Origin of the sequence: Allokutzneria albata (assembly GCF_900103775.1) — a bacterium.
Classification (GTDB): domain Bacteria; phylum Actinomycetota; class Actinomycetes; order Mycobacteriales; family Pseudonocardiaceae; genus Allokutzneria; species Allokutzneria albata.
On record NZ_LT629701.1, the window covers coordinates 2391443 to 2411198 of the forward strand.

Genomic DNA, 19756 nt, shown 5'->3' on the forward strand with positions numbered 1-19756 from the left:
GTAGCGCTCAGGCACGGCTCTTGCAGGTGTCGCGGACCTTCCAGAAGTTGCGCATGTACTCGTCGTGGATCTCGCGCCCGGTGATGCGCAACAGGACCTCGTCCGCTTGGCGCAGCGCGGACCACGCGTAGTTGTGGCTACCGGTGTACACGCGCGGGGCGATGTCCTTGTCGTACTTGCCGTCGATGAGCAAGGTCTTCGAGTGCACCTGGAGGTCGCGCTTGCCGGGAGTGCCATCGAAGTCGCACTTGGTCAACTGAGCCTTGCTGCCCTTGAACGCGTCGAGAACCTCCTTGCCGGCGCCGGCGTAGACGACGTCCACCCAACAGCCCTTGCGGCTCAGCTCGGCGAGCTTCACGGCGATGGCGGGGCGGTTGAAGGCGAGCATCACCACGCGCAGATCCGTCTGGTGCCACGAGCCGTCGGGCTCCTGGTACCGGCAACCGGGATCGACGGAGAGCAGGGTGTTGTGGATGGTGTCACTGCCCGCATCCTCGAACGCCTTGCCCGCGGGTTCCTTGCGCGGGAAGAAGAAGGCGCGGAACTGCGTGCCGCTGCCGGTGTCGACGTAGTAGTCGTTGTTCCCCGCGGCCGTGCGGCGGTAGCGGGTCAGGTCGGTGAAGTACGTCCGGAAACCCTTGTACACCTTGGCATCGGTGAAGGTGAACATGTCGTTGTAAGCCTCGACGGCATCCCAGTCACCGACGTTGGACGAGCCGGTGAAGACCACGTCGGGAACCACCGTGCCGTTGTTCATCCGCACCTTGGAGAACGCCGCGAACTTGGTGTGGTTGTAGGCGTGGATCGGCCCACTGCTCCAGTTCTTCACGCGAGTGCCGATGCAGCCGCGATCCGGTCCGTTCAGGAACTTGTCCTTGCACGTCACGACGTAGCTCGGTTTGGTGTCGTCCACCCCGAGCGCCGCCTTGAGCTGGGTGTGCGCGCGATTGCCGTTCTGGCCGTGGTCGAGGACCACCTTCACTTTCACGCCGCGGGCGTGCGCGGCGAGCAACCGCGCCGTGGGGTCGGACTCGTGCTTCAGGACGTCGAAGCCGAACCAGGACAGCACGATCTCCTCACCGGCGGGCACCCGGTCGATGAGCCGGGCGAACTGGGTGAAGCTGGCGTACTGCGCCGCCGGGGTCCCCCACGGATCGTTGAACGTCGGCCGGTTCATCAGCGGGTCGGGCTCGGCTTGGGCGGACGCGGCGGGTAGCGGCACCAGCACCGACCCGAGTACCGCCAGCACGACAAGGATGATCTTCCGCATACCGACCGCCTCCTTCCCACCGGGGGGAGTGAACGGTATTCGCATCCGCCGGGCGCATGCATGGGACAACAACTTCTTGAAGGCCGCGAAGTCAGACTTGCCCCGGACGGACGCATCGGTTCACGACACCGGCGCGGACGACGTCGAGGCGCTGCCGGATGAACCGGTCCTGGTGCGGCCCCCAGCGGTCCTCCTTGCCCGCGTGCGTCGTCTGAGCCGGGTGCTTGCGGTAGGCCCAGGTCACTGCGGGCTCCTGGTAGCCGTCGTAGACCTCGCTGATGGCGATGAACAAGCCGACGTCCTCGGCGCGCGGGATCGCCGCCCAGCCGCCGAACGCGCGGACGATCTCGGTCGGCATCACCAGCCCGGCGCAGGCGACCTGGCACAGCCCCGTCTCCTCGTAGAGCTTTCCGATCGTGCCCGCGGTGACGAGGCCACACGGGTACTTCAGCTCATAGGGCACGGTCACGCCGTCGACGAGGTCGTCGGCCTGGCCGACCGCCCAGCCGATCCCGGGATGCTCCGCGAAAGCGTTGACCACCGTGCCGAGCCCACCCGGCAGCAGGACGTCGTCGTAGTCCAGCACCGCGACCAGCTCCCCCCGTGCGCGACTGAGAGCCAGGTTCCGCGTGGTGGCGGTGCCGAGCTGCGCGCCGTTGGCCTCGTACCGCGCCCCGGGGCAGAGTTCGCTCGCGGCGGGGTCGTCCCCGTCCTCCTGGACCAGCCATTCGAGCTCCCAGCCCGCCGGGAGTTCCTGGGCGGCCACGCTCGCCGCGGCTTCCGCGAAGAACTCCGGAATCGCATTCCGCACGGCCGTGAGTACCGAGAGCAACGGCACTGATCCACTCCTACGACTAAACGTCACCGAAACAAGGGACAGTAATCTCGGAATCGTTGGTCCGATTTTGCCACCCCTCCCGGGGATCCTGGGAAATAATTCTTGCCTGCGGCCGGAGTGGAACCGATCACACATCAAGTCCGTCCCAAGCCGCGGATGTCGCCCCAGAGGCTGGGGTGAACGGATCGGACGCGGGGGTGGTGGGCGTGGGCAAGCCCGGCGACCAGAACTCGGACTACTACGGCTACGACGTCACGCGACTCGACCAGCAGTCCAACGGCACCGAGCCGGGGCAGCACTCCGGCTCCACGCCCGCGTGGAGCAAGCACTACACGGAGTCGTGGGAGCACGCGAACCCCCAGGACCAGGGCGATCAGCAGCGCCGGGAGACGCCGCCCGCCGACGGGCACAGCATGGACATCGAGGCCGCCAAGCTGCAGATCATGAGCGAGCAGCCGGGCACCGCCGAGGAGCGGGCGCAGTGGCGGGCGCTCGCGGGCATGCTGCAGTCGGTGCAGACGCACCTGCGCTCGCAGACCGACCAGCTCGACGGCGACTGGGAATCGCCGTTCGCGAAAGAGAGTTTCCTTTCCAGGATCGGCAAGAGCCTTGCTTTTCTGGAGGTCTGGAAGCGCGCCGCCACGGAGAACTCCGAAGCCCTCGGCGGGCTGGCCAAGGTCATGCGCGACGGGCAGTCCAGGATGAACACGCTCTACAACGAGTTCGTCTCCGAACGCGACGCGGCGAACTACGGGTTTGGTGACTACGCCCGCGAGTGGGGCGAGAACCTGATCGGTCTCGTCGATATCGGGGACATGGGCGAGTACGAGGAAACGACCATTCAGCGGGTCCGCGACGACTGGAGCTTCAAGGCCAGGAAGCTGCTCAGCGACATCGCGGCCGACTACTCGCCGCACATCGCCAAGCTCTCCAGCGGCCGGGCGAAGATGCTGGTCCCGCGGGACGCGGTCTTCCACCCCGGCGCACTGGGGTTGCCGACGCCACCCTGCCCGGAGCCCCCGGCGGCCCTCCTGGCGGTCCCGGAGGTCCCGGCAGCTTCAAGGCGTCCGCGCCCCCGCCGCCCGCCCCCACCGGTCTCGGCGACAAGCTCCGGCAGCTCCAGCAGCCACCGACGCCACCGACGCCACCGACGCCCGCACCACCCACGCCAGCGCTCACGGCACCGACGCCGACGATGACTCCTCCGCCGCTGCCCACCACGGCACCGCCCGTGGTGCCCAGCGCGCTCGGCACGTCGGGTGCGCCGCCGATCGCTCCGCGGACCAGCGCGCCGTCCCCTGCCGCGCTCAACGCACCGCAGCCGCTCAAAGCGCTCAACCCCAACGGTCTCGGCGTGCTCGGCGCGACTCCTCCAGCGACCGCGGTCAACGCTCACAGCGCGTCACCCCCGCTCGGCAGTTCGACGCAAAGGCGACTCCTGAGGACTGGCAGGAGCTGGCCGAGGCAGAGGCGGAGCGGGCGCGCCAGGCCTTGTAGCTACTTGGTGCCCACCGCGCGCAGCGTGGCGAGCACCAGCGCCCGGGTGACGGTGACGATCTCGCTGACCGGAACCTGCTCCTGCGGACCGTGCGCCAGACGCACGTCGCCCGGGCCGTACTGCAACGTGGGAATGCCCGCGCCCGAGTACAGCCGCAGATCGCTGCCGTATGGCGCACCTCGCTCGGCCGGCCGCGGTCCGCCGGTGATATCGGCGTGCGCCTCACCGACCAGAGCAGCGAGCGGGTGCCCCTCGGGCAACCGTCCGCTGGCGAACTGGCCGCCCGGCCACGTCACGGTGGCCGGGTGCGCGCGCAGCCAGGGGTCGCCCGCACAGGCCTCGGCGACGCACTCCTCCAGTTCGGCGCGGGCCTTGGCCGGGTCCTCGCCGAGCTGGACCCCGAGTCGTCCCTCGGCAACCAGCAGGTCGGGCACGCTGCTGGCCCAGTCACCGGCCTGGACGGTGCCGACGGACAGCGGGTACGGGATCGGGTAGTCGGCCATGAGCGGGTCGGCGCCGGTGTTGCGGCGCGCTTCCAGACGGGCGAGCGCGTGGTGGATGGGCAGGTAGGCGTCGATGGCGCTCATGCCCACGTACCTGGTGCTGCCGTGGGTGGCCTTGCCGGGGACCTCGATGCGGAAGGTCAGGGCTCCGGCGTTGGCGACCATGAGGGCGCCGCTGGTGGGTTCGGTGATGATGCAGGCGTCGCCGGTGTGGCCGCGGGCGAGGGTGCCGAACGCGCCGAGCCCGCCGTCCTCCTCGCTGACGACGAAGTGCGCCGACACCTGGCCGCGCAGCCTCGCCCCGGACTCCCGGATCGCCGCGAGGGCGGCGATGATCGCCACCACGCCCGCCTTCATGTCGCAGGCGCCCCTGGCGTGCACCACGTCCCCGGTGATCCGCGGGAGGAACGGGTCTCCCTCCCACTGCGCGGGATCGCCGGGAGGAACGACGTCGGCGTGCCCCTGGAGGACGAGGGTCGGGCCGTCTCCCCCGTGCTCGGAGTTGCCCACCAGGCCCCATGCCTCCGTGCGCGGGGCCTCGCCGCCGGGGAAGTCGGGCTGCGCGCGCAACGCGTCCAGATCCATCGGCCACAGGTCGGTGTCGAGCCCGGTCCGCTCCAGGTGCCGGGCGAGGACGTGCTGCAGCTCCGACTCCGCGTCCGTTCCCGTCACGCTGGGAACCGCGAGGAGCTCCAACAGGTTCCTGCCGATGGCCGCCTCGTCGACCGCGGCCAGCGCGGCCGCCTCGACATCGCTCACGTTCGCTGTCATCGAGCGGGGAGATTACGGTCGCTACCGCGCCGCAAACAATCACTATTTGCGGCAATCATCCGCTGCCGCACGAGGTAGCCGAGGGTCGCGAGGATGGCCAGGCCCATCAGCACCAGGGATGCCTGGTACAGACCGGGAATCGAGTGGGCGAAGTAGCCCAGCAGGACCGTGCCGCACCCCCAGAGCACGGCGCCGAGCGCGTTGGCGGCCAGAAACCCGGGGTAGGGCATGCGTCCCATGCCCGCCAGGAGCGGCATGACCGTCCGGATCCAGGGGTACCAGCGCGCGATGACCACGGCGAACCACCCGTGCCGCCGGTAGAGGTCTTGCGCGCGGGCGAGCAGCCTCGGTCTTCGTTCGACGGCGCGCCTGCCGACCACACGGCCGATCCGGTAGCCCACCGAGTCCCCCGCGACCGCGGCGATGAACACGAGCACCACCAGGAGCACCACCGAGGACCCGCTGCGCGCGGCGAGCAGCCCGGACATGAACAGGACCGAGTCGCCGGGCAGCACCAGCCCGACCAGGACGCCGGACTCCACGAAGATCACCGCGAACACCACGAGGTGGACCAGGACCATGCTCAGCTGCGTGAGGTCGAGGTGGATCACGGGCCGAACCTCACCGGCAGCGCGCTCGGCCCGGCGAGGATTCCCGGTGTCCTGGCGAGATCCTGGAACGGACTGGCCGGCTCCGGTCGCGGCAGCGTGCGCAGCAGCACCTGGAGCGCGACCCGCGCTTCCATCCTGGCCAGCGCGGCGCCCAGGCAGTGGTGGATGCCCGGACCGAAGGCGAGGTGGTTGCGCTCGCCCGCGGCGGGGTCGCGGTTGGCGGCGGCGAGGTCGGCGACGACGGGTTCTCCTCGGGGGATCAGCACTCCGCCGACCTCCACGTCGAGCAGCGGATACCGCTCCTGGACTCGGGGAAAGGGCGGATCGGCGCGCAGCAGGTCCTCGACGAAGGCGGGAAGCCGTTCCGGGTTCGCGCGCAGGCGGGTGAACAGCCCGGGCTCGGTGAGCAGGCGCAGCATGCCGGTCGTCATGAGCGCGGCGGTGCTCTCGTAGCCGCCGACGAGGATCGACCGCACCATGCCGACGAGATCGTCCTCGTCCAGGCCCGTCCCCTCGTCGGTCGCGGTGATCATCGCGCCGAGCAGGTCCTGCTCCTGTTCTCGGTGCCGCCGTTCGTCGATGACGTGCTCGATGTAGCCGTCCATCGCCTCGATCGCCGCGACGACCCTCCGGCCGCCTTCCGGCGTCGGGTCGGCCTCGTGCACCTCGCGCACCCAGGGGGCGAACCGGTCCAGGTCCTCGGCGGGCAGGCCGACCAGGCGGCACATGCCCGCGGCGGCCAGCGGTGTGGCGAACTCGCCGGACAGCTCCGCCTCTCCCCTGGCGCGCAGGTCGGCGTAGAGGTCGTCGGCCGCGCGCTCGATCCAGGGTCGCACCCGCTCGACGCGCCGGGGCACGAAGCCGAAGTTCACCGATCGGCGCAGCTCGGCGTGCCGGGGTGGATCGCAGTCCAGCAGCGTGGCACCGCGCCCGACGCGGCGATCGGGCAACGGCGGCAGCCCGCGTTCGGCCCGCACCGCCGCGGCACGGCGCACCTCCCTGGTGAAGCGCTCGTCGGACAGGACGAGCCGCACGTCGTCGTAGCGGGTCACCCGCCACGCGCGGAACCCCTCCTCCCACCGTGGTGGACCGGACTCGATGTCTTCCCGCAGCAGCACGCACCCCTCCGTTTCACGACGTGATGTCGTGACGAATGATTGCGACGCGGCGTCGTGAAGTCAACCGTGCGACGATGGCCCCCGTGCCGAAGATCAGCGCCGCCTCCCTGGCCGAACACCGGGAAGCCACCCGGGAACGCATCCTCGACGCCTGGGGCGAGCTGCTGCGACGGCACGGCTACGAGAAGATCACCCTCGCCCAGGTCGGGGCCGAGGCGGGGATCGCGCGCACCGCGCTCTACAACTACTTCGCCGACAAGGAAGCGCTGCTCATCGCGCACACCACCCGCGAGTCCGCCACCTTCGTCGAGATGATCAGGCGGGAGCTGGGCGGCGCGGACTCCGCGGCCGAGCGGTTGCGGCGCTACATCCGGCTGCACCTCACCGACTTCGCCGCCCGGCCGCCGATCCCCGGCCGCGACCTGATGCAGGTGCTCGCCCCGGAGAAGTACCGGGAACTGTTGTCCCACACGGAGATGTTCGAGGCACCGCTGCGCGAGATCATCGACGCCGGGGCCGCCGACGGCGAGTTCGACACCGACGACCCGGCGATGACGACCGCACTGGTGCTCGGCTGCCTCTTCGCCGAACGCACACCGCTGAGCACCGGCAAGCACGACCTCGACAAGGCCGTCGAGCACGTCACGGCGTTCCTGTTCCGCGCGCTCGGCTGCCGATAGTTCAGCATTGGCTGTATGGTTGTGCGCGTGCTGAAGCGTGAGACGCGGGAGGACGCGCTGGCGCGCCTCGGCCGGGCGCTGGCCGATCCGACCCGCTGCCGCATCCTCGTCGCCCTGCTCGACGGGATCGCCTATCCCGCGCAGCTGGCCGACCACCTCGGGCTGACCCGGTCGAACGTGTCCAACCACCTGGCGTGCCTGCGCGGCTGCGGTCTCGTCGCCGCGTCCTACGAGGGCCGCCAGGTCCGCTACTCCTTGGCCGACGCGCACCTGGCGAGGGCGCTGAGCGAACTCGTGCAGGTGGTTCTCGCCGTCGACACCGCGGAGCCGTGCGTGGACGACACAGCGGAGGCGGCGAGATGAGCACCGACCCCGACGGCTGCTGCGGAGCCCCGGTCGCCACCAGAGGGATCAGCCCGCACCGACGTGCCGCGCTCTCGCGGCGGGTGCGGCTGCTCGTCGCCGCGACGATCACCTACAACGTCGTCGAAGCCGTCGTCGCGTTGACCGCCGGGACCGTCGCCTCCTCCCCCGCGTTGATCGGCTTCGGCCTGGACTCGGTGATCGAAGTCGCCTCCGCGACGGCGGTGGCCTGGCAGTTCTCCGGCGCCGCCCCGGAAGCGCGCGAGCGCACCGCGCTCAAGGTGATCGCGATGTCGTTCTTCGCCCTCGCCGCCTCCGTCACCGTCGAGTCCGCGCGCTCCCTGCTGGGCGCCGATCCCGCCGAGCACTCGACGGTCGGGATCGCGCTGGCCGCGGTGTCGCTGGTGGTCATGCCGTTCCTGTCGGCGGCCCAGCGCCGCGCGGGCCGCGAACTGGGCTCGGCCAGCGCGGTCGCGGACTCTCAGCAGACGCTGCTGTGCACGTACCTGTCCGGCGTGCTGCTGGTCGGACTGGTGCTCAACTCCGCGTTCGGCTGGTACTGGGCCGACCCGATCGCCGCCCTCGTGATCGCCGCCGTCGCCGTCAAGGAAGGCCGCGAAGCCTGGCGCGGCGACCACTGCTGCTGAGAATTCGACGCGGCTTATCGCCGGATGAACAGCAGATTATCGGCATTGAACACGGGTCATTTCCCACAGCACCGACGTACGCGAACGAAAATTCCCCACACAGACCCGAAGGGACTCCTACCAGTTCAAAAAGGGCGAGCCGGTGACCGGACTCGCCGGGTGGTCAGAATGCTGATCACACGTTGTCCGATTCCACTGACCGCAGGCACTCTCGGCAGCCTCATTAACGAAATGGCACCGAGGAGCCGTGAGTGTCCACACCGATTCCCGTCCGTCTGACGGCCCTTCTCGCCGCAGTTCAACGGGCTGCACATCGACGCGACCATGCTCCCCGGCGAACCGGAGGGGGCGCTGCCGTCGCTGGTCCGGGTCGGCCGGCACGGGGTGGTCGTGCCCAACAAGGACTACCTGGAGTCGTTCCGGCTGCTGTCCACCGATCCGCAGGTGGTGTCCTACCGGCTCGACCCGAAAGCGCGCTGGAGCGATGGAACGCCCATCACCTGGGAGGACGTCGCGGCGCAGTGGCGAGCGACGAACCCGACCAACCCGGAGTACAAGCTGATCGCCGCGCGAGGGTACGAGCACATCGCCGGCGTCGAGCGGGGCGCGGACGACTTCGAGGCGATCGTGCGCTTCACCGACCGGTTCGCCGAGCGGAAGCACCTGTTCACCGAGCTGTACCCGAGATCGCTCACCCCCGACCCGAAGGTCTTCGACACCGCGTGGGCGGACGCCCCGTTGCTGAGCACGGGCCCATTCAAGGTCGACCACCTCGACAAGGTCGCCAAGACGATCACGCTGGTGCGGGACGCGGCCTGGTGGGGTGAGCGCCCCAAGCTGGACCGGATCGTCCTGCGCGCGGTCCCTCCCGGCACGCAGCCGGAGGCGCTCGGCAACGGGGAGATCGACGAGGCGTTCGTCGAGACCTGGGACGAGCTCGTGCGGGTCGAGGGGCTGCCCGGGACCACCGTGCGCCCGATCGGCTCGATGGAGGGGTTCGCGCTGGCGGTGTTCAACGGGGCGCCCGGGTCGATCGTCGCGGACCGGGAGCTGCGCGCGGCGCTGGCCAGGGGGATCGACCGCGCGACGATCACCAGGGCGGTGCTGGCGGGCACGGCGGCCGTGGGACGCCGGGCGGACAACCACATCTTCTCCGTCAACTCCCGGTACTACCAGGACCACTCGGCGCTGCTGACCTTCGACCCGGCGGAGGCCGCCCGCAGGCTCGACGCGCTGGGCTGGCGGCTCGACGGCGGCGTCCGGCACCGGGACGGCAGGCCGCTGCGGCTGCGGACGGTGATCTCGGCCGACCACCCCGAGCGGCGGGACACGGCCAAGATGATCCAGCAGCAGCTCGGGGCGCTCGGCGTGGTGATCGACATCCAGGAGGTCGCGTACCAGGCGTACTTCCCCGAGTACATCAACGTCGGCAACTTCGACCTGGCGCTGTTCTCCCGCGGCGGTGACGACGCGCGGCCGATCAGCTTCGCCGTTCCCTTCTACACCCGTGGGAGCACGACCCAGCTGAACGTGGGCCACAACGGCAACGAGCGCATCGACCGGCTCTTCGAGCAGGCGAGCCGGGAACTCGACGACGAGAAGCGGATGGCCCTGGGCAACGAGATCGACAAGGCGATCTGGGAGGAAGCGTTCTGCCTGCCCCTGCACACCTCCACCGGCCACTACGCGGTGCGAGCCGGGCTGGTCAACACCGACGTCACGGCGTTCTTCCGCCCGGCCGACTACACCAAGGTCGGCTTCCTGAAGTGATCAGCATCGTGGTTCGCGGCGGAAGGCCCGACTGGTCGGGAAGCTCCACCTCGGCGGTCACCGTGAAGCCGAGCCGTTCGTAGAAGGGTGATGTCGCCGCGTTCGGAGGTCTCCAGGAACTCGGGACACCGGCGGCGTCCGCGGCCGCCAGGCCGGGTTCGACGATCGCGCGACCCAGCCCCTTGCCCTGGCGCTCCGGGTCCACGCGTAGTCGGCGAAGGCGAGCGCGAGCACGTCCGCGGCACCGTCGACGTCGCCGGGCTCCGCGAGCCGGATGTGGTCGCGGGTCATCGGCTGCGGGTGCTGCCCACGACCACCCCGCTACTTCAGCTTGATCTGCCCGGCCAGCTCGCCGCAGCCGCCCTCGATGGCCTTGGCCAGCTCCTTGTTGGAGTCGATCCAGCGGCACCGCACCACGACCGGGCGTCCCTGCGGGTCCTTGTTCGGGATGTAGTAGACCCGCTGGGAGACGGACACGTTGGGATCGCGCGGCGACTTCGACGGCCCGATGGACTGGACCACCGACTCGCGGCCGTCGATCGCCTGACGCGAGTACCGGGTGGGCGGTGGGTCCTTCATGACGACCCTGGGGTTCTTCAGCGCGTGCTCGATGGCGTTGGCGTCGCCCTTGTTCAGGGCGTCCGTGCTCATGGTGATGTAGTTCTGGTTGTCCTGCGGGTTGCCGCTCGGGGTGAGCACCGCGTGGTTGGTCCCGCTCCACGACACCAGCTTCGTGGCGTTGACGAGGCCGCCGGGCACGGTGGCCGTGTAGAACTTGCCTTCCGGGTCGCCAACGGTGTTCGGCGGCAGCTCCACGGTGGTCGGCCCGGTCGTCCGGCTGGTCGGCGCCGCGCCGGTCGTCGGACTCGCGTCGGGCGGCGCGGCGACCGGCACGCCCGCGATCGGCCCACTGCACCCGCCCGCCACGACGGCGACGACCGCGGTGGCACCGGAAAGAAACACGGCTGAACGCCTCATTGCGCCATCCTCGCACAGAGGGCTCGGCCGTTCTCGCTGATCCGGGGCTCGATGGAGCGGATTTCCGCCAGGGGTGAATCCGGTTGACCACGCACCGGACAAGCCCACCTCGGCTTCCCAGTCCATTGTGGACACGAGCGCCGGCGATTTCTTTTCCTTTTCCGACAAAGGAAACCCTGGTTGACAGCGACGCCCGCGCATTGCACGCTGCGGCGGTGCGCGTGCTGATCAGTACCTGGGCGTGGCGGTCCCACTACTACCCGCTCGTCCCGCTGACGTGGGGCCTGCTCGCCGCCGGGCACGAGGTGCGAGTGGCGACGCAACCCGCCCTGGTCCAGGCGGTCACGGCCACCGGCGCCCCGGCGGTCGCGGTCGGCAGGGACCTCGACTTCACCAAGGACTTCGCCGGGATGTTCGGCGGCGTCGCGGACGAGGAGCCCGGTCAGGACGGGATGGCGGCGGCGGTCACCGCCGACGGCGGCGCGGTGCGGTACGCGGAGGCGGTGGTCGACGACCTGGTGGCCTTCGGCAGGGTGTTCCGGCCGGACGTCCTCGTGCACGAGCCGTTCAACCTGGCGGGCGCGGTGGCCGCCCAGGCGCTCGGGGTCCCGGTGGTCAAACACCTGTGGGCGGCGGACTTCTCCGAGACGATCCCGGTCGAGGAGGCCGTCGCGACCGGCGACCTGGTGCGGCGCTTCGGCCTTGACCGCCTGCGCACGGACTCCGACCTCGTGCTCGACCCGTGCCCACCCGCGATGCAGTTCCCCGGGGGACGCTCGCCGCGCCAGCCGATCCGGTTCGTTCCCTACAACGGCACCGCGGAGGTGCCGGACTGGCTGCTCGCTCCCCCGAGCCGCCCGCGCGTGTGCGTCACGTGGGGCACGCTCATGTCCGAAATGGACGACGACCGCGTCTTCCTCGCGCCCCGGGTCGCGAAGGCGCTGAGCGAGCTGGACGTGGAGGTCGTGGTGACCACCGATCCGCGCGCCCACGCCAAGTTCGCCGGGCTGCCGGACACGGTCCACATCGCGCAGAAGCCGCTGGCCCTGCACCTGCTGCTGCCGAGCTGCGTCGCGGTGGTGCACCAGGGCGGCGCGGGCACGACCATGACCGCGTTGGCCGCCGGAGTGCCGCAGCTGGTCCTGCCCACCGTCGGCGACCAGCGGTTCAACGCCAACCAGCTGGCCGCGACGGGCGCGGGAGCGCTCGGTTCGGTCGACAAGGTCGCCGAGCAGATCGCCGGTCTCCTGACCGACGACGCGACCAGCGCGGCCGCGGCGGAGCTGGCCAGGGAGAACGCCGAACGCCCCACTCCCGGTCAGATCGCTGCCGAGCTGCCGCGGCTGCTGGCGTGACCCGGTTCGGCCTCCGAAGGAGACCGGATCGGGAGAGCGCCTAGGTACCCGCGGCGACCAGGACGGTGCGCCTCCGATGAGTCCACAGTGGACGAAGGGTTTCCGGCGTTCCCACGATCAGCGAACCAGGTCAGGCCGGATGGCTGCGCCCAGAGCGACGGTGAGCCAGCCGAGCTCGAACGCGCGGCGGCGTTCGGTCTCGTTGATGCGGTGCCGTGCGCTGTGGTCGTTGAGTGACCAGCTGGCACGCCGGCTGTCGGTGAGCCAGGTGCGGACGTGTCGGCCGAGCGGGCTGTCTGGGGTGGCTGTGACCTGCTCGCCGCGTTCGACCGCGGCGAGCGCGTCAGCGAGGCCCGGTGTGTCGCTCAGACCGTGCAGGCTGCTGAGCCGCCGCACCTCCGCGAGGGCGTCGACAGGTCCGTCGTGCCCAGGCCTGCCCGCCGGCCTCCGGTGTGCCTCGGTGAACCAGGGTTCGAGGTAAGCGCTGGTCAGCGGCCCGGTGAGGGCTTCGAAGGCCGGTAGGACGCCGGTGACCTGCTCGATCAGTCGCAGGCTGCGCCCGAAAGCGCCGTCGAAGTTGTCGAACCCGTCGTCCTCCTCGTCCTCGGTGATGCCGAAACCGACGTCGAGCATGCGGGGCAGCAGGCGGTCGGGATCGGCGCCGTACCGATGGGCGGGGAAGGTCGGGTCGAAGGTGGTGATCAGCTCACCGTCGACCGCGTAGTCGAACGAGGGGGTGGCGTAATCGTGCCGCAGCACGGACACCACCTCGGTGCCACGGGACACCACCGGCGTCAAACTCGAACCGTTGAACCCGCTCGGCTCGAACACGACGGTCCAGGTGCCCAGCGGCAACGCCAATGCGGTCTCCGGGTAGCCGTCGTCGAAGTTGTGCAGCTTCCAGTGGTCCGAAGACGTGCGGGTCGCGACGGTGTCGGGCATGCCGCCCATCCGTCGCAGCGCCTCGGCGGCGTCGACGCCACGGACGAAGGTGAGGCAGAAGATCTCATCCAGCACCTGCCCCTCGCCCGGACTCGCATCCGCCCACGCCAGATCGTCGCCCACTGCCGTCCCCTCGGTCCCGGTCGGAGGCGGGTGAGCCTAGCGATCGGGTCCGCCCACTGGCTAGAGCACCTGATCGTCCTGTACCAAGGGTTTGAATGATGCGAGCCCACTGTGCGGACGTGCGCGGCTCCGTCGCCAGTGATTGTCCACAGTGGATTGTCAGACGCCCGTCGGACCAGCCGGGAACCCAGCGTGCGACGTCCGCGCACGTCGCCGGGACGCTGTCGCCCTCGCCCTCATGGACGCCTTCACCTCCGTCGCACACGCCGCGTGGTGGCAGGAGGTTCAGCGGTTCCCTAACGAGATTTCCCAGGACCTGGCGCTGCAGCAGTGCCACGAGGCGCGCAAGGACCCTCGCCTCGCCGGCAAGCCGACGCGGTGCGCGGATTCCGGTGCGATGCGGTTGCCACGATGTTCGACGGGTACGCCAGGGCCGTGGACAGACTTCTCCCGATCTACCTGAAGGACCAGTTGGCGTTGGGGGTGCTGTGGCGTGCGCTGGCGCGGCGGGCTCGGCGCAACAACCCCGGCACACCGCTCGGTGCGGCGTTGGCGCGCGTGGCCGCCGATATCGCCGAGGACGTCGAGACGTTCCGGCGGATCATGCGCTGCCTCGGCGTGCGGCCCGATCCCGTCAAGAACCTCGCGGTGATCGGCGCGGAATGGTTGGGCCGCTTGAAGCTCAACGGCCGGCTGACCGGTTACTCGCCGTTGAGCCGCTTCGAGGAGCTGGAGTTCCTGACGATGGGCATCGACGGGAAGAAGCAGCTGTGGACCACGCTCCGCGACCTCGCCGGACTCGCCTCGTTCCTGCCCGAGGTGGACTTCGACCACCTCATCGACCGGGCGCAGCGGCAACGCGCGGAACTGGAGCCGTTCCGGGTGAGCGCGGGCAGGCACGCGTTCGGCTCGGCGATGATCACGTGACCGGCCGGCGGGCGTGGATGAGCGCCGGTCTGGTGCTGGGGTTCGGCCTCGGCGGCTTCGTCGACGGCATCGTCGCCCACCAGCTGCTGCGATGGCACCACATGCTGTCGGGCTGGTACCCCGAGCACACCGACGCCACCATGGCCGCGGACGGCCTGTTCCACCTGGGCTGCCTGGTCGTGGTACTCGTCGGCGTCGCGCTGCTGGCCACGGCTCGCCCCGCGGACCTCCCGTCGCGCGGGCCGCGGCTGGCCGGGTGGATGCTCGCGGGCTGGGGATGGTTCAACCTCGTCGAGGGCATCATCGACCACCACCTGCTCGGTGTGCACCACGTGCGCGCCGGCCCGCACCAGCTCGCTTACGACCTGGGTTTCCTCGCGTTCGGTCTGCTTCTCACCGCAGCGGGGACGTGGCTCGCCGGCTCCACCGGGAGTTCTCCACCGGACGCGTCGGCCACGGTGCGCGGCCGGGATCTGCGGCGGCTGCTCGACACCGGCCTGCCGGACCCGGCGCTCGTCCTCGTGCACGGGCGGTTCGAGGTCGCGGCGGCGGACCAGCGCGGGAAGGCGCTGGAAGTGATCAGCCGGGAGGAGCTGCTGCGCCGCACCGGAAAGGCCGACCCCACCGACGCCGAACTGGACCAGCACGCGAGGGCACTGTCGACGGCGGTGACCACCCTCGGCGGATGAGCGGCGGACAGCCCTCCCCCTCACCGACAGGACGACGACGTCAGTAGTCGCCTTCGGTCAGCCGGACGAGGGCGTCCCGGCCCTTGCCCACCTTGGTGACGCCCGGTCCCCACACCTTGAACACGACACCGTCCGGATCGATCGCCAGGATGGCGTGTCCCCAGTCGACCTCGCCGAGCGGATACAGGTCCCGGGCCCCCGCCTTGGCACCGAGCTCGTCCAACCACGGTCGCAGGGAGGCGCCGTACAAGGGATCCACCTCGACGGTGCAGCGGCCGCTGCGCACGCCCGCCCCGTCCGCCTCCAGCAGGAGCCCGCCGAACTCGGTGAGCACCTGTTCGGCGGCCTCGTGCATCACGAAGCCCTTCTCCGCCAGTTCCGCACGCCACCCCGCGACGTCCACGGCGCGCCCCGGCGACCACCCCGCCCGGGTCAGCAGATCGATCGCCCGCTGGGGCCACCACTCGTCGATCGAACTCATCTCACGCTTCTTCCCTCGAGTGAAGCCTCTCCGGGATCGTAAGCCCCGGGTGTTCTCGCATCCGTGCCCACCGGCCGCACAACAAATGTTGGCATCATTCCCGGAAAACTCGCAATGGAGTTTGCCCGTTCAAGCAAGGCTGAAACTTCGCCGTTGGCGTGAAATCAGCCTGGATAGTCGACGGACCCGGGTAATGTTAGCGAAACGGGAACAGGCGGGAAGTAAAATTATTATTCGTCGCGCGCTGCGAGCCGCTGCTGTAGCGGCGTTCACGATTGCGAGCATGACCACGGCGACCACCGGGGCGCAGGCCGATCCGATCGACTGCCCCCACGACACGCTCGGCTGCTTGTACGACGGTGACCTGGGGTGCCGGTGACCGGTACGCCATCCGCCGTTGCGGCAACCACGACCTGCCGAGCGGCTGGTGGGACAGGGCCAATTCCTTCTTCATCACCGACCGGGCGTTGCTCAGGGGATGGAATTATGGGCGCCCCGGCCAGAGCAGCGTTCCGACCCTCAAGGAGCTGCGCGGAAACGACTTCGACAACTTCGACAACAAGAACGCCACCGACTGGATCGAAGTGAGGTGCGCGGTCTAGCGCTTCCGGAGAAGATCGGGGATCGGCATTCCGCTGATCCCCGATCACGGAGTTCGACGGACAGCGGAAGCACCTGCGCTCCCCGGTCACCGGAAGAGCGCGGGGCCCCTGCTCGTGTCAAGGATCGCTGAAACGCACCACGTTCCGGCCGGATGTGGTGTTAGCGTCCGGCGGTTCCAGTGATCCTTCACAGTGAGGCGGCTTCGTGTCCCACGCGAAATTCACCCGGCGGTCGCTGCTGGGCACGGCCATGGCCGGTACCGCGCTCGCCGTCGTCCCGGGTACGGCGGGTGCGGCCGACACGGCGATCCTCCCGCCGGTCGACCGGATCCCGCACCGGCCGCGCCTCGTGGACTACGAGATCGTCGAGCTGGCCGCGCTCCTGCGGGCGGGCAAGACCTCCAGTGTCGAACTGACGCGGGCCTACCTGGAACGCATCGCCAAGTTCAACGGCCCCTTCGAGGTCTACGGCGACAACGGCCTGTACAACGCCTTCGTCCGGATCGACGCGGACGCCGCGCTGGCCGCCGCCCGCGCCGCCGACGAACGGCTCGCCGAGTTCCGGCGCCGCGGCGGGGCGCTGTCGCCGCTGTGCGGGATTCCCATGGGGATCAAGGACTCCATCGGCGTCAAGGGCATGATGGCGCAGGACGGCAGCCCGGCCTTCGCGGGCAACCGCGCGCTGCGGGACGCCACCGCGGTCGCCCGGCTGCGCGCGGCCGGAGTGGTACCTCTGGGCATGACGATGTGCTCGGAGTTCTCCGGTTCCGTCGTCGGGACCTTCTCCGGCAACGCGTGGAACCTCGACCACGTCCCCGGCGGGTCGAGCCAGGGTTCCGGGGTGGCGCCGGTCGCCCGGCTCGCCGCGGCCTGTCTGGGCGAGGAGACCGGCGGCAGCATCATCTGCCCGTCCGCGGCCAACGGCGCCACCGGGATCAAGCCCTCGCCGGGCACCGTGTCGGCGGCCGGGCTGATGCCGCTGGCCCCCGGCTACGACGTCATCGGGCCGATCGCCCGGTCGGCGCGGGACTCGGCGCTGGTGCTGAGCGCCATCCTGGGCCCCGACCCGGTCAACGACCCGCAGACGCTGGCCCCGCCGAACCCGTTCCCGGCGATCCCGTTCGTCCCGCGCGTGGGCAAGAAGCCGTTGCAGGGCTTGACGATCGGCATCCCGCAGACCGACTGGATGTACGTCAACTACGAACTGAAGCCCGGGGTCGCTCCCCAGTCGCTCTACGGCGCGGAGCACCGGCAGGTGTTCACCCGGCTCGTCGAGCAGCTGCGGGCGCTGGGCGCGCGGGTCATCGAGTTCCCCGGGCTGGACATCACCAACACGAAGCTGAACCCGTACCTCGGCTCCCCGGACGTACTGGCCACTGTGGACGGTTCGCCGGTCTCGCCGTCGGGTGCGGTGATCAACTCGAACAACTACGAGGTCCGCTACGCCGAGGCCGTCGACCGGTTCTGCGCGAGCGGCATCCCCTCGGCCGAGGCCGTCGCCACCCTCACCGAGGTGTACGGCCGCCGCGCGCCCGGGGAGACCGCACCCAGCTTCGCCAGCGCCAACCGCCTGCTCGGCGGCATCCCGGCTTCCGCGCGGTACGAGGGCGAACAGCGGCGGCGGACGCTCATCGCCAACTACGCCAAGGCACTGGCCGACGCGAAGGTGGACTTCATGCTCGTCATGACCATCGCCGACGTCATCGGCAGGCGCGCAGGGCCCGAACCGGGTTTCCCCGTCATGCGCGCCGGCTACCAGGTGCCCAACGTGCTGGGCTGGCCCATGGTCAGCTTCCCCACCGGGTTCGCCCGGGGACTGCCGGTCTCGGCGCAGTTCTGGGGACCGCGCTTCACCGAGCCCACGATCATCCAGGCGATGATCGACTACCAGGCCCACCACCCGGAGTACCACACGGCCGTGCCGCCCGACCCCGCGCTCCCGACGACGCGGAAGATCGCCCCGAAGCCCGCGCCGCTGCCGCCCAACGCTCCCACGAACGACCCGCTCCGCAGTGACCAGGCGATCCGCAAGGCGATGGGCCGATGAGCGCGCCACCGCAGCCGGAGCCGTTCTTCACCGTCGCGTTCGGCACGCCCTTCACCATCTCCCTGCTGTCGCAGAACCCCTCGCCCACGGACGGGGAGATGCTGACGGTCGGCTGGCGCGCAAGGCTGAGCACCTCGGTTCTGCCGCACGACTCCGGTCCCGACACCGCGGCGCGACCCGGCTAGACGAGTAATTCCTAACTGGGTCAGTGGTCGTAGGCGGTCAGTGATCGGGTGAGGGGTGCTCCGGTGGCTCGGTTGTGCCAGATCACCGCGGTGAGGGCCAGGAGTCGTTGGGCGATGCGGACTCCGACACCGTCGATGGTGCGTCCGCTGTGCTGTTCCAGGTTGAGCTGGCCTTTCAAGGTGTCGTTGACCGACTCGATCAGCTGACGGATGGACTTGAGCAGTGGCTCACCGGGGTGGGGTGTGCGGTTGCGGTAGGACGGCCGGATCAGCCGCACCTCACGCTCGGCGAGGAAGTGGTCAAGCTCGCGGGAGACGTAGCCCTTGTCGGCGATGATCAGCAGTCCGGGGCGGTCGGTGAGCAGGTGGGGTTCGTGGTCGCACAGGGCCATGAGCACCTGCCGCTCGTCGATCTTCGGGTCGGCCAACGCCCAGGTGATCGGCAGTCCGGCGGGGGTGCAGACCAGGTGCAGCCGCAGGCCCCAGAACCAGCGGGAGTGCGAGCGGCAGTAGCCGTAGTGCGCCCACCCGGCCAGTTCCGAACGCTTCACCGCGGGGCGGGACCGGCCGCATTCCACCGGGGTGGAGTCGACGATCCACGTGGTGTCACTCCACAGGTCGGTGTCGGTGGCCAGCCACCGCATCACCTGCTTGACCAGCGGCAGCGCCGCCCGCAGGCGGCGGTTGTACCCGGACTGGCCGGGCAGGTACCGAAACGCCCCGGGCAGCCGGGCGGGCAGGAACCGCAGCCAGCGGGCCTCGGAGGTGAACCCCAGCAGCGCCTGGGCCACCGCCAGGGTGACCAGTTCGGCGTCGGTGAGCTTCGGTGGCCTGCCCACGCGGGTCCTGCCCGCGAGACGGTCGTCGATCTTGACGTAGAGTGCGGTGAGAAGGGTGTTCAGGTCTGTCGTCACACACGGATCGTGGACACCCTTCGCCCGTCTCCGGTCACCACCCCGACTTACGCATTACTCGTCTAGCCCTCGGGGTAGAAGACGAACAGCGTGCAGCCCGTCGTCGTCTGCGGGATGTGCGAGGAACCGGCGGGCGCGTGGATGAAGCTGCCCGCCGGGTAGTCGCGGTAGCCGTCGTTGAAGACGCCGGAGACCACGAACACCTCCTCGGGGCCGGGTTCGTGGACGTCGATCCCCTGCCAGCGGCTGTTGGCGTCGAACTCCACCACGTACGCCTTCGCACCGTGGTCCCCGTGCCACAACGGGCGCGCCCGGATGCCGGGGAAGAGTTCGTGGACCGGCGCGTCCTGCACGGTGGACCACGCGTAGCCGGCCATGTCCTGCTCTGTCGTCATGGGGTCCAGCCTGGCCGCCCGCGGACGCCCGGCCGAGTGTCTGGAAAGA

Annotated in this window: 22 protein-coding genes; 11 read left to right on the top strand and 11 right to left on the bottom strand. The window is 70.0% G+C overall.

The annotated features are described in order from the left end of the window. Nucleotides 1–7: 7 nt before the first annotated feature. Both BLT28_RS10890 and BLT28_RS10895 read right to left on the bottom strand, forming a co-directional pair. On the bottom strand, nt 8–1270 hold the full coding sequence (locus tag BLT28_RS10890; protein ID WP_052408024.1) for a phospholipase D-like domain-containing protein: 1263 nt from the start codon (nt 1268–1270) through the stop codon (nt 8–10). A 91-nt stretch (nt 1271–1361) separates the two neighbouring features. Further along, complete coding sequence (locus tag BLT28_RS10895; protein ID WP_081900718.1) at nt 1362–2243, bottom strand: glycosyltransferase; 882 nt, start codon at nt 2241–2243, stop codon at nt 1362–1364. A 71-nt stretch (nt 2244–2314) separates the two neighbouring features. On the opposite strand from BLT28_RS10895, the gene BLT28_RS10900 reads away from it, so the two are divergent. Next, entirely contained in the window at nt 2315–3307 is a 993-nt protein-coding gene (locus tag BLT28_RS10900; RefSeq protein WP_156051670.1) for a hypothetical protein, read from the top strand. Between the two features lie 298 nt (nt 3308–3605). On the opposite strand, the gene BLT28_RS10905 is transcribed toward BLT28_RS10900, so the two are convergent. Genes BLT28_RS10905 through BLT28_RS10915 form a run of 3 tightly spaced genes read right to left on the bottom strand, consistent with a single transcriptional unit; the run spans nt 3606 to nt 6609 of the window. Next, the gene (locus BLT28_RS10905) at nt 3606–4880 is read right to left on the bottom strand and encodes an ArgE/DapE family deacylase (RefSeq protein WP_030432717.1); all 1275 of its coding nucleotides are present in this window, start codon (nt 4878–4880) and stop codon (nt 3606–3608) included. Then, complete coding sequence (locus BLT28_RS10910; RefSeq protein ID WP_030432716.1) at nt 4877–5491, bottom strand: DedA family protein; 615 nt, start codon at nt 5489–5491, stop codon at nt 4877–4879. The genes BLT28_RS10905 and BLT28_RS10910 overlap by 4 nt, the downstream gene beginning before the upstream one ends. Further along, nucleotides 5488–6609 (bottom strand): cytochrome P450, encoded by a 1122-nt coding sequence (locus tag BLT28_RS10915; protein WP_052408022.1) that lies wholly within the window; start codon nt 6607–6609, stop codon nt 5488–5490. Before BLT28_RS10915 ends, BLT28_RS10910 begins: the two co-directional genes overlap by 4 nt. An 83-nt stretch (nt 6610–6692) precedes the next feature. On the opposite strand from BLT28_RS10915, the gene BLT28_RS10920 reads away from it, so the two are divergent. The 4 genes from BLT28_RS10920 to BLT28_RS10935 all read left to right on the top strand — a co-directional run bounded on the left by BLT28_RS10920 (nt 6693) and on the right by BLT28_RS10935 (nt 10069). Further along, nucleotides 6693–7289, top strand: coding sequence for a TetR/AcrR family transcriptional regulator (locus BLT28_RS10920; RefSeq protein ID WP_030432714.1), 597 nt, complete (start codon nt 6693–6695; stop codon nt 7287–7289). A 27-nt stretch (nt 7290–7316) separates the two neighbouring features. Beyond that, nucleotides 7317–7652, top strand: coding sequence for a Cd(II)/Pb(II)-sensing metalloregulatory transcriptional regulator CmtR (gene cmtR / locus BLT28_RS10925; RefSeq protein WP_030432713.1), 336 nt, complete (start codon nt 7317–7319; stop codon nt 7650–7652). Next, a complete protein-coding gene (locus BLT28_RS10930) occupies nt 7649–8299 on the top strand; it encodes a cation transporter (protein ID WP_030432712.1) in 651 nt (216 codons plus the stop codon). Before cmtR ends, BLT28_RS10930 begins: the two co-directional genes overlap by 4 nt. Nucleotides 8300–8623: 324 nt before the next feature. Further along, nucleotides 8624–10069 carry an ABC transporter family substrate-binding protein gene (locus tag BLT28_RS10935; RefSeq protein ID WP_052408021.1) on the top strand — a complete coding sequence of 482 codons (1446 nt, stop codon included), beginning with the start codon at nt 8624–8626 and terminating at the stop codon, nt 10067–10069. Here the strand turns inward: BLT28_RS10935 and BLT28_RS42505 are convergent. Both BLT28_RS42505 and BLT28_RS10945 read right to left on the bottom strand, forming a co-directional pair. Next, the gene (locus BLT28_RS42505; RefSeq protein ID WP_081900716.1) at nt 10017–10478 is read right to left on the bottom strand and encodes a GNAT family N-acetyltransferase; all 462 of its coding nucleotides are present in this window, start codon (nt 10476–10478) and stop codon (nt 10017–10019) included. The two genes, BLT28_RS10935 and BLT28_RS42505, sit on opposite strands and share 53 nt — an antisense overlap. Beyond that, the gene (locus tag BLT28_RS10945; protein ID WP_156051668.1) at nt 10391–11047 is read right to left on the bottom strand and encodes a hypothetical protein; all 657 of its coding nucleotides are present in this window, start codon (nt 11045–11047) and stop codon (nt 10391–10393) included. The genes BLT28_RS42505 and BLT28_RS10945 overlap by 88 nt, the downstream gene beginning before the upstream one ends. Nucleotides 11048–11262: 215 nt before the next feature. Between BLT28_RS10945 and BLT28_RS10950 the strand changes: the two genes are divergently transcribed. After that, nucleotides 11263–12402 carry a nucleotide disphospho-sugar-binding domain-containing protein gene (locus BLT28_RS10950; protein ID WP_030432709.1) on the top strand — a complete coding sequence of 380 codons (1140 nt, stop codon included), beginning with the start codon at nt 11263–11265 and terminating at the stop codon, nt 12400–12402. 117 nt (nt 12403–12519) lie between these two features. Here the strand turns inward: BLT28_RS10950 and BLT28_RS10955 are convergent, their stop codons facing one another. After that, nucleotides 12520–13467, bottom strand: coding sequence for a DUF6461 domain-containing protein (locus BLT28_RS10955; protein ID WP_030432708.1), 948 nt, complete (start codon nt 13465–13467; stop codon nt 12520–12522). Nucleotides 13468–13902: 435 nt separating this feature from the next. On the opposite strand from BLT28_RS10955, the gene BLT28_RS10960 reads away from it, so the two are divergent. Together BLT28_RS10960 and BLT28_RS10965 are read left to right on the top strand one after the other, a co-directional pair. Beyond that, the gene (locus tag BLT28_RS10960; protein ID WP_030432707.1) at nt 13903–14394 is read left to right on the top strand and encodes a hypothetical protein; all 492 of its coding nucleotides are present in this window, start codon (nt 13903–13905) and stop codon (nt 14392–14394) included. Next, nucleotides 14391–15083 carry a DUF2243 domain-containing protein gene (locus tag BLT28_RS10965; RefSeq protein WP_063766685.1) on the top strand — a complete coding sequence of 231 codons (693 nt, stop codon included), beginning with the start codon at nt 14391–14393 and terminating at the stop codon, nt 15081–15083. The genes BLT28_RS10960 and BLT28_RS10965 overlap by 4 nt, the downstream gene beginning before the upstream one ends. Nucleotides 15084–15123: 40 nt before the next feature. Here BLT28_RS10965 and BLT28_RS10970 read toward each other — a convergent pair whose 3' ends face one another. After that, nucleotides 15124–15564 carry an SUKH-3 domain-containing protein gene (locus BLT28_RS10970; RefSeq protein ID WP_052408019.1) on the bottom strand — a complete coding sequence of 147 codons (441 nt, stop codon included), beginning with the start codon at nt 15562–15564 and terminating at the stop codon, nt 15124–15126. A 359-nt stretch (nt 15565–15923) separates the two neighbouring features. On the opposite strand from BLT28_RS10970, the gene BLT28_RS10975 reads away from it, so the two are divergent. The 3 genes from BLT28_RS10975 to BLT28_RS10985 all read left to right on the top strand — a co-directional run bounded on the left by BLT28_RS10975 (nt 15924) and on the right by BLT28_RS10985 (nt 18398). After that, a complete protein-coding gene (locus BLT28_RS10975) occupies nt 15924–16166 on the top strand; it encodes a hypothetical protein (RefSeq protein ID WP_030432704.1) in 243 nt (80 codons plus the stop codon). Nucleotides 16167–16371: 205 nt separating this feature from the next. Beyond that, nucleotides 16372–18213 carry an amidase gene (locus BLT28_RS10980; protein WP_052408018.1) on the top strand — a complete coding sequence of 614 codons (1842 nt, stop codon included), beginning with the start codon at nt 16372–16374 and terminating at the stop codon, nt 18211–18213. Next, nucleotides 18210–18398 (top strand): hypothetical protein, encoded by a 189-nt coding sequence (locus BLT28_RS10985; RefSeq protein ID WP_030432702.1) that lies wholly within the window; start codon nt 18210–18212, stop codon nt 18396–18398. Before BLT28_RS10980 ends, BLT28_RS10985 begins: the two co-directional genes overlap by 4 nt. Before the next feature lie 20 nt (nt 18399–18418). Here BLT28_RS10985 and BLT28_RS10990 read toward each other — a convergent pair whose 3' ends face one another. Next, the gene (locus tag BLT28_RS10990; protein ID WP_030433934.1) at nt 18419–19312 is read right to left on the bottom strand and encodes an IS982 family transposase; all 894 of its coding nucleotides are present in this window, start codon (nt 19310–19312) and stop codon (nt 18419–18421) included. Between the two features lie 62 nt (nt 19313–19374). Then, the gene (locus tag BLT28_RS10995) at nt 19375–19707 is read right to left on the bottom strand and encodes a cupin domain-containing protein (RefSeq protein ID WP_030433895.1); all 333 of its coding nucleotides are present in this window, start codon (nt 19705–19707) and stop codon (nt 19375–19377) included. Nucleotides 19708–19756: the final 49 nt, after the last annotated feature.

What these genes read in the sequence shown, in the direction of transcription:
- BLT28_RS10890 (WP_052408024.1), bottom strand. Translation starts at nt 1,270, where the DNA reads ATGCGGAAGATCATCCTTGTCGTGCTGGCGGTACTCGGGTCGGTGCTG.
- BLT28_RS10895 (WP_081900718.1), bottom strand. Translation starts at nt 2,243, where the DNA reads ATGTGTGATCGGTTCCACTCCGGCCGCAGGCAAGAATTATTTCCCAGG.
- BLT28_RS10905 (WP_030432717.1), bottom strand. Translation starts at nt 4,880, where the DNA reads ATGACAGCGAACGTGAGCGATGTCGAGGCGGCCGCGCTGGCCGCGGTC.
- BLT28_RS10930 (WP_030432712.1), top strand. Translation starts at nt 7,649, where the DNA reads ATGAGCACCGACCCCGACGGCTGCTGCGGAGCCCCGGTCGCCACCAGA.
- BLT28_RS10935 (WP_052408021.1), top strand. Translation starts at nt 8,624, where the DNA reads ATGCTCCCCGGCGAACCGGAGGGGGCGCTGCCGTCGCTGGTCCGGGTC.
- BLT28_RS10945 (WP_156051668.1), bottom strand. Translation starts at nt 11,047, where the DNA reads ATGAGGCGTTCAGCCGTGTTTCTTTCCGGTGCCACCGCGGTCGTCGCC.
- BLT28_RS10970 (WP_052408019.1), bottom strand. Translation starts at nt 15,564, where the DNA reads ATGAGTTCGATCGACGAGTGGTGGCCCCAGCGGGCGATCGATCTGCTG.
- BLT28_RS10985 (WP_030432702.1), top strand. Translation starts at nt 18,210, where the DNA reads ATGAGCGCGCCACCGCAGCCGGAGCCGTTCTTCACCGTCGCGTTCGGC.
- BLT28_RS10995 (WP_030433895.1), bottom strand. Translation starts at nt 19,707, where the DNA reads ATGACGACAGAGCAGGACATGGCCGGCTACGCGTGGTCCACCGTGCAG.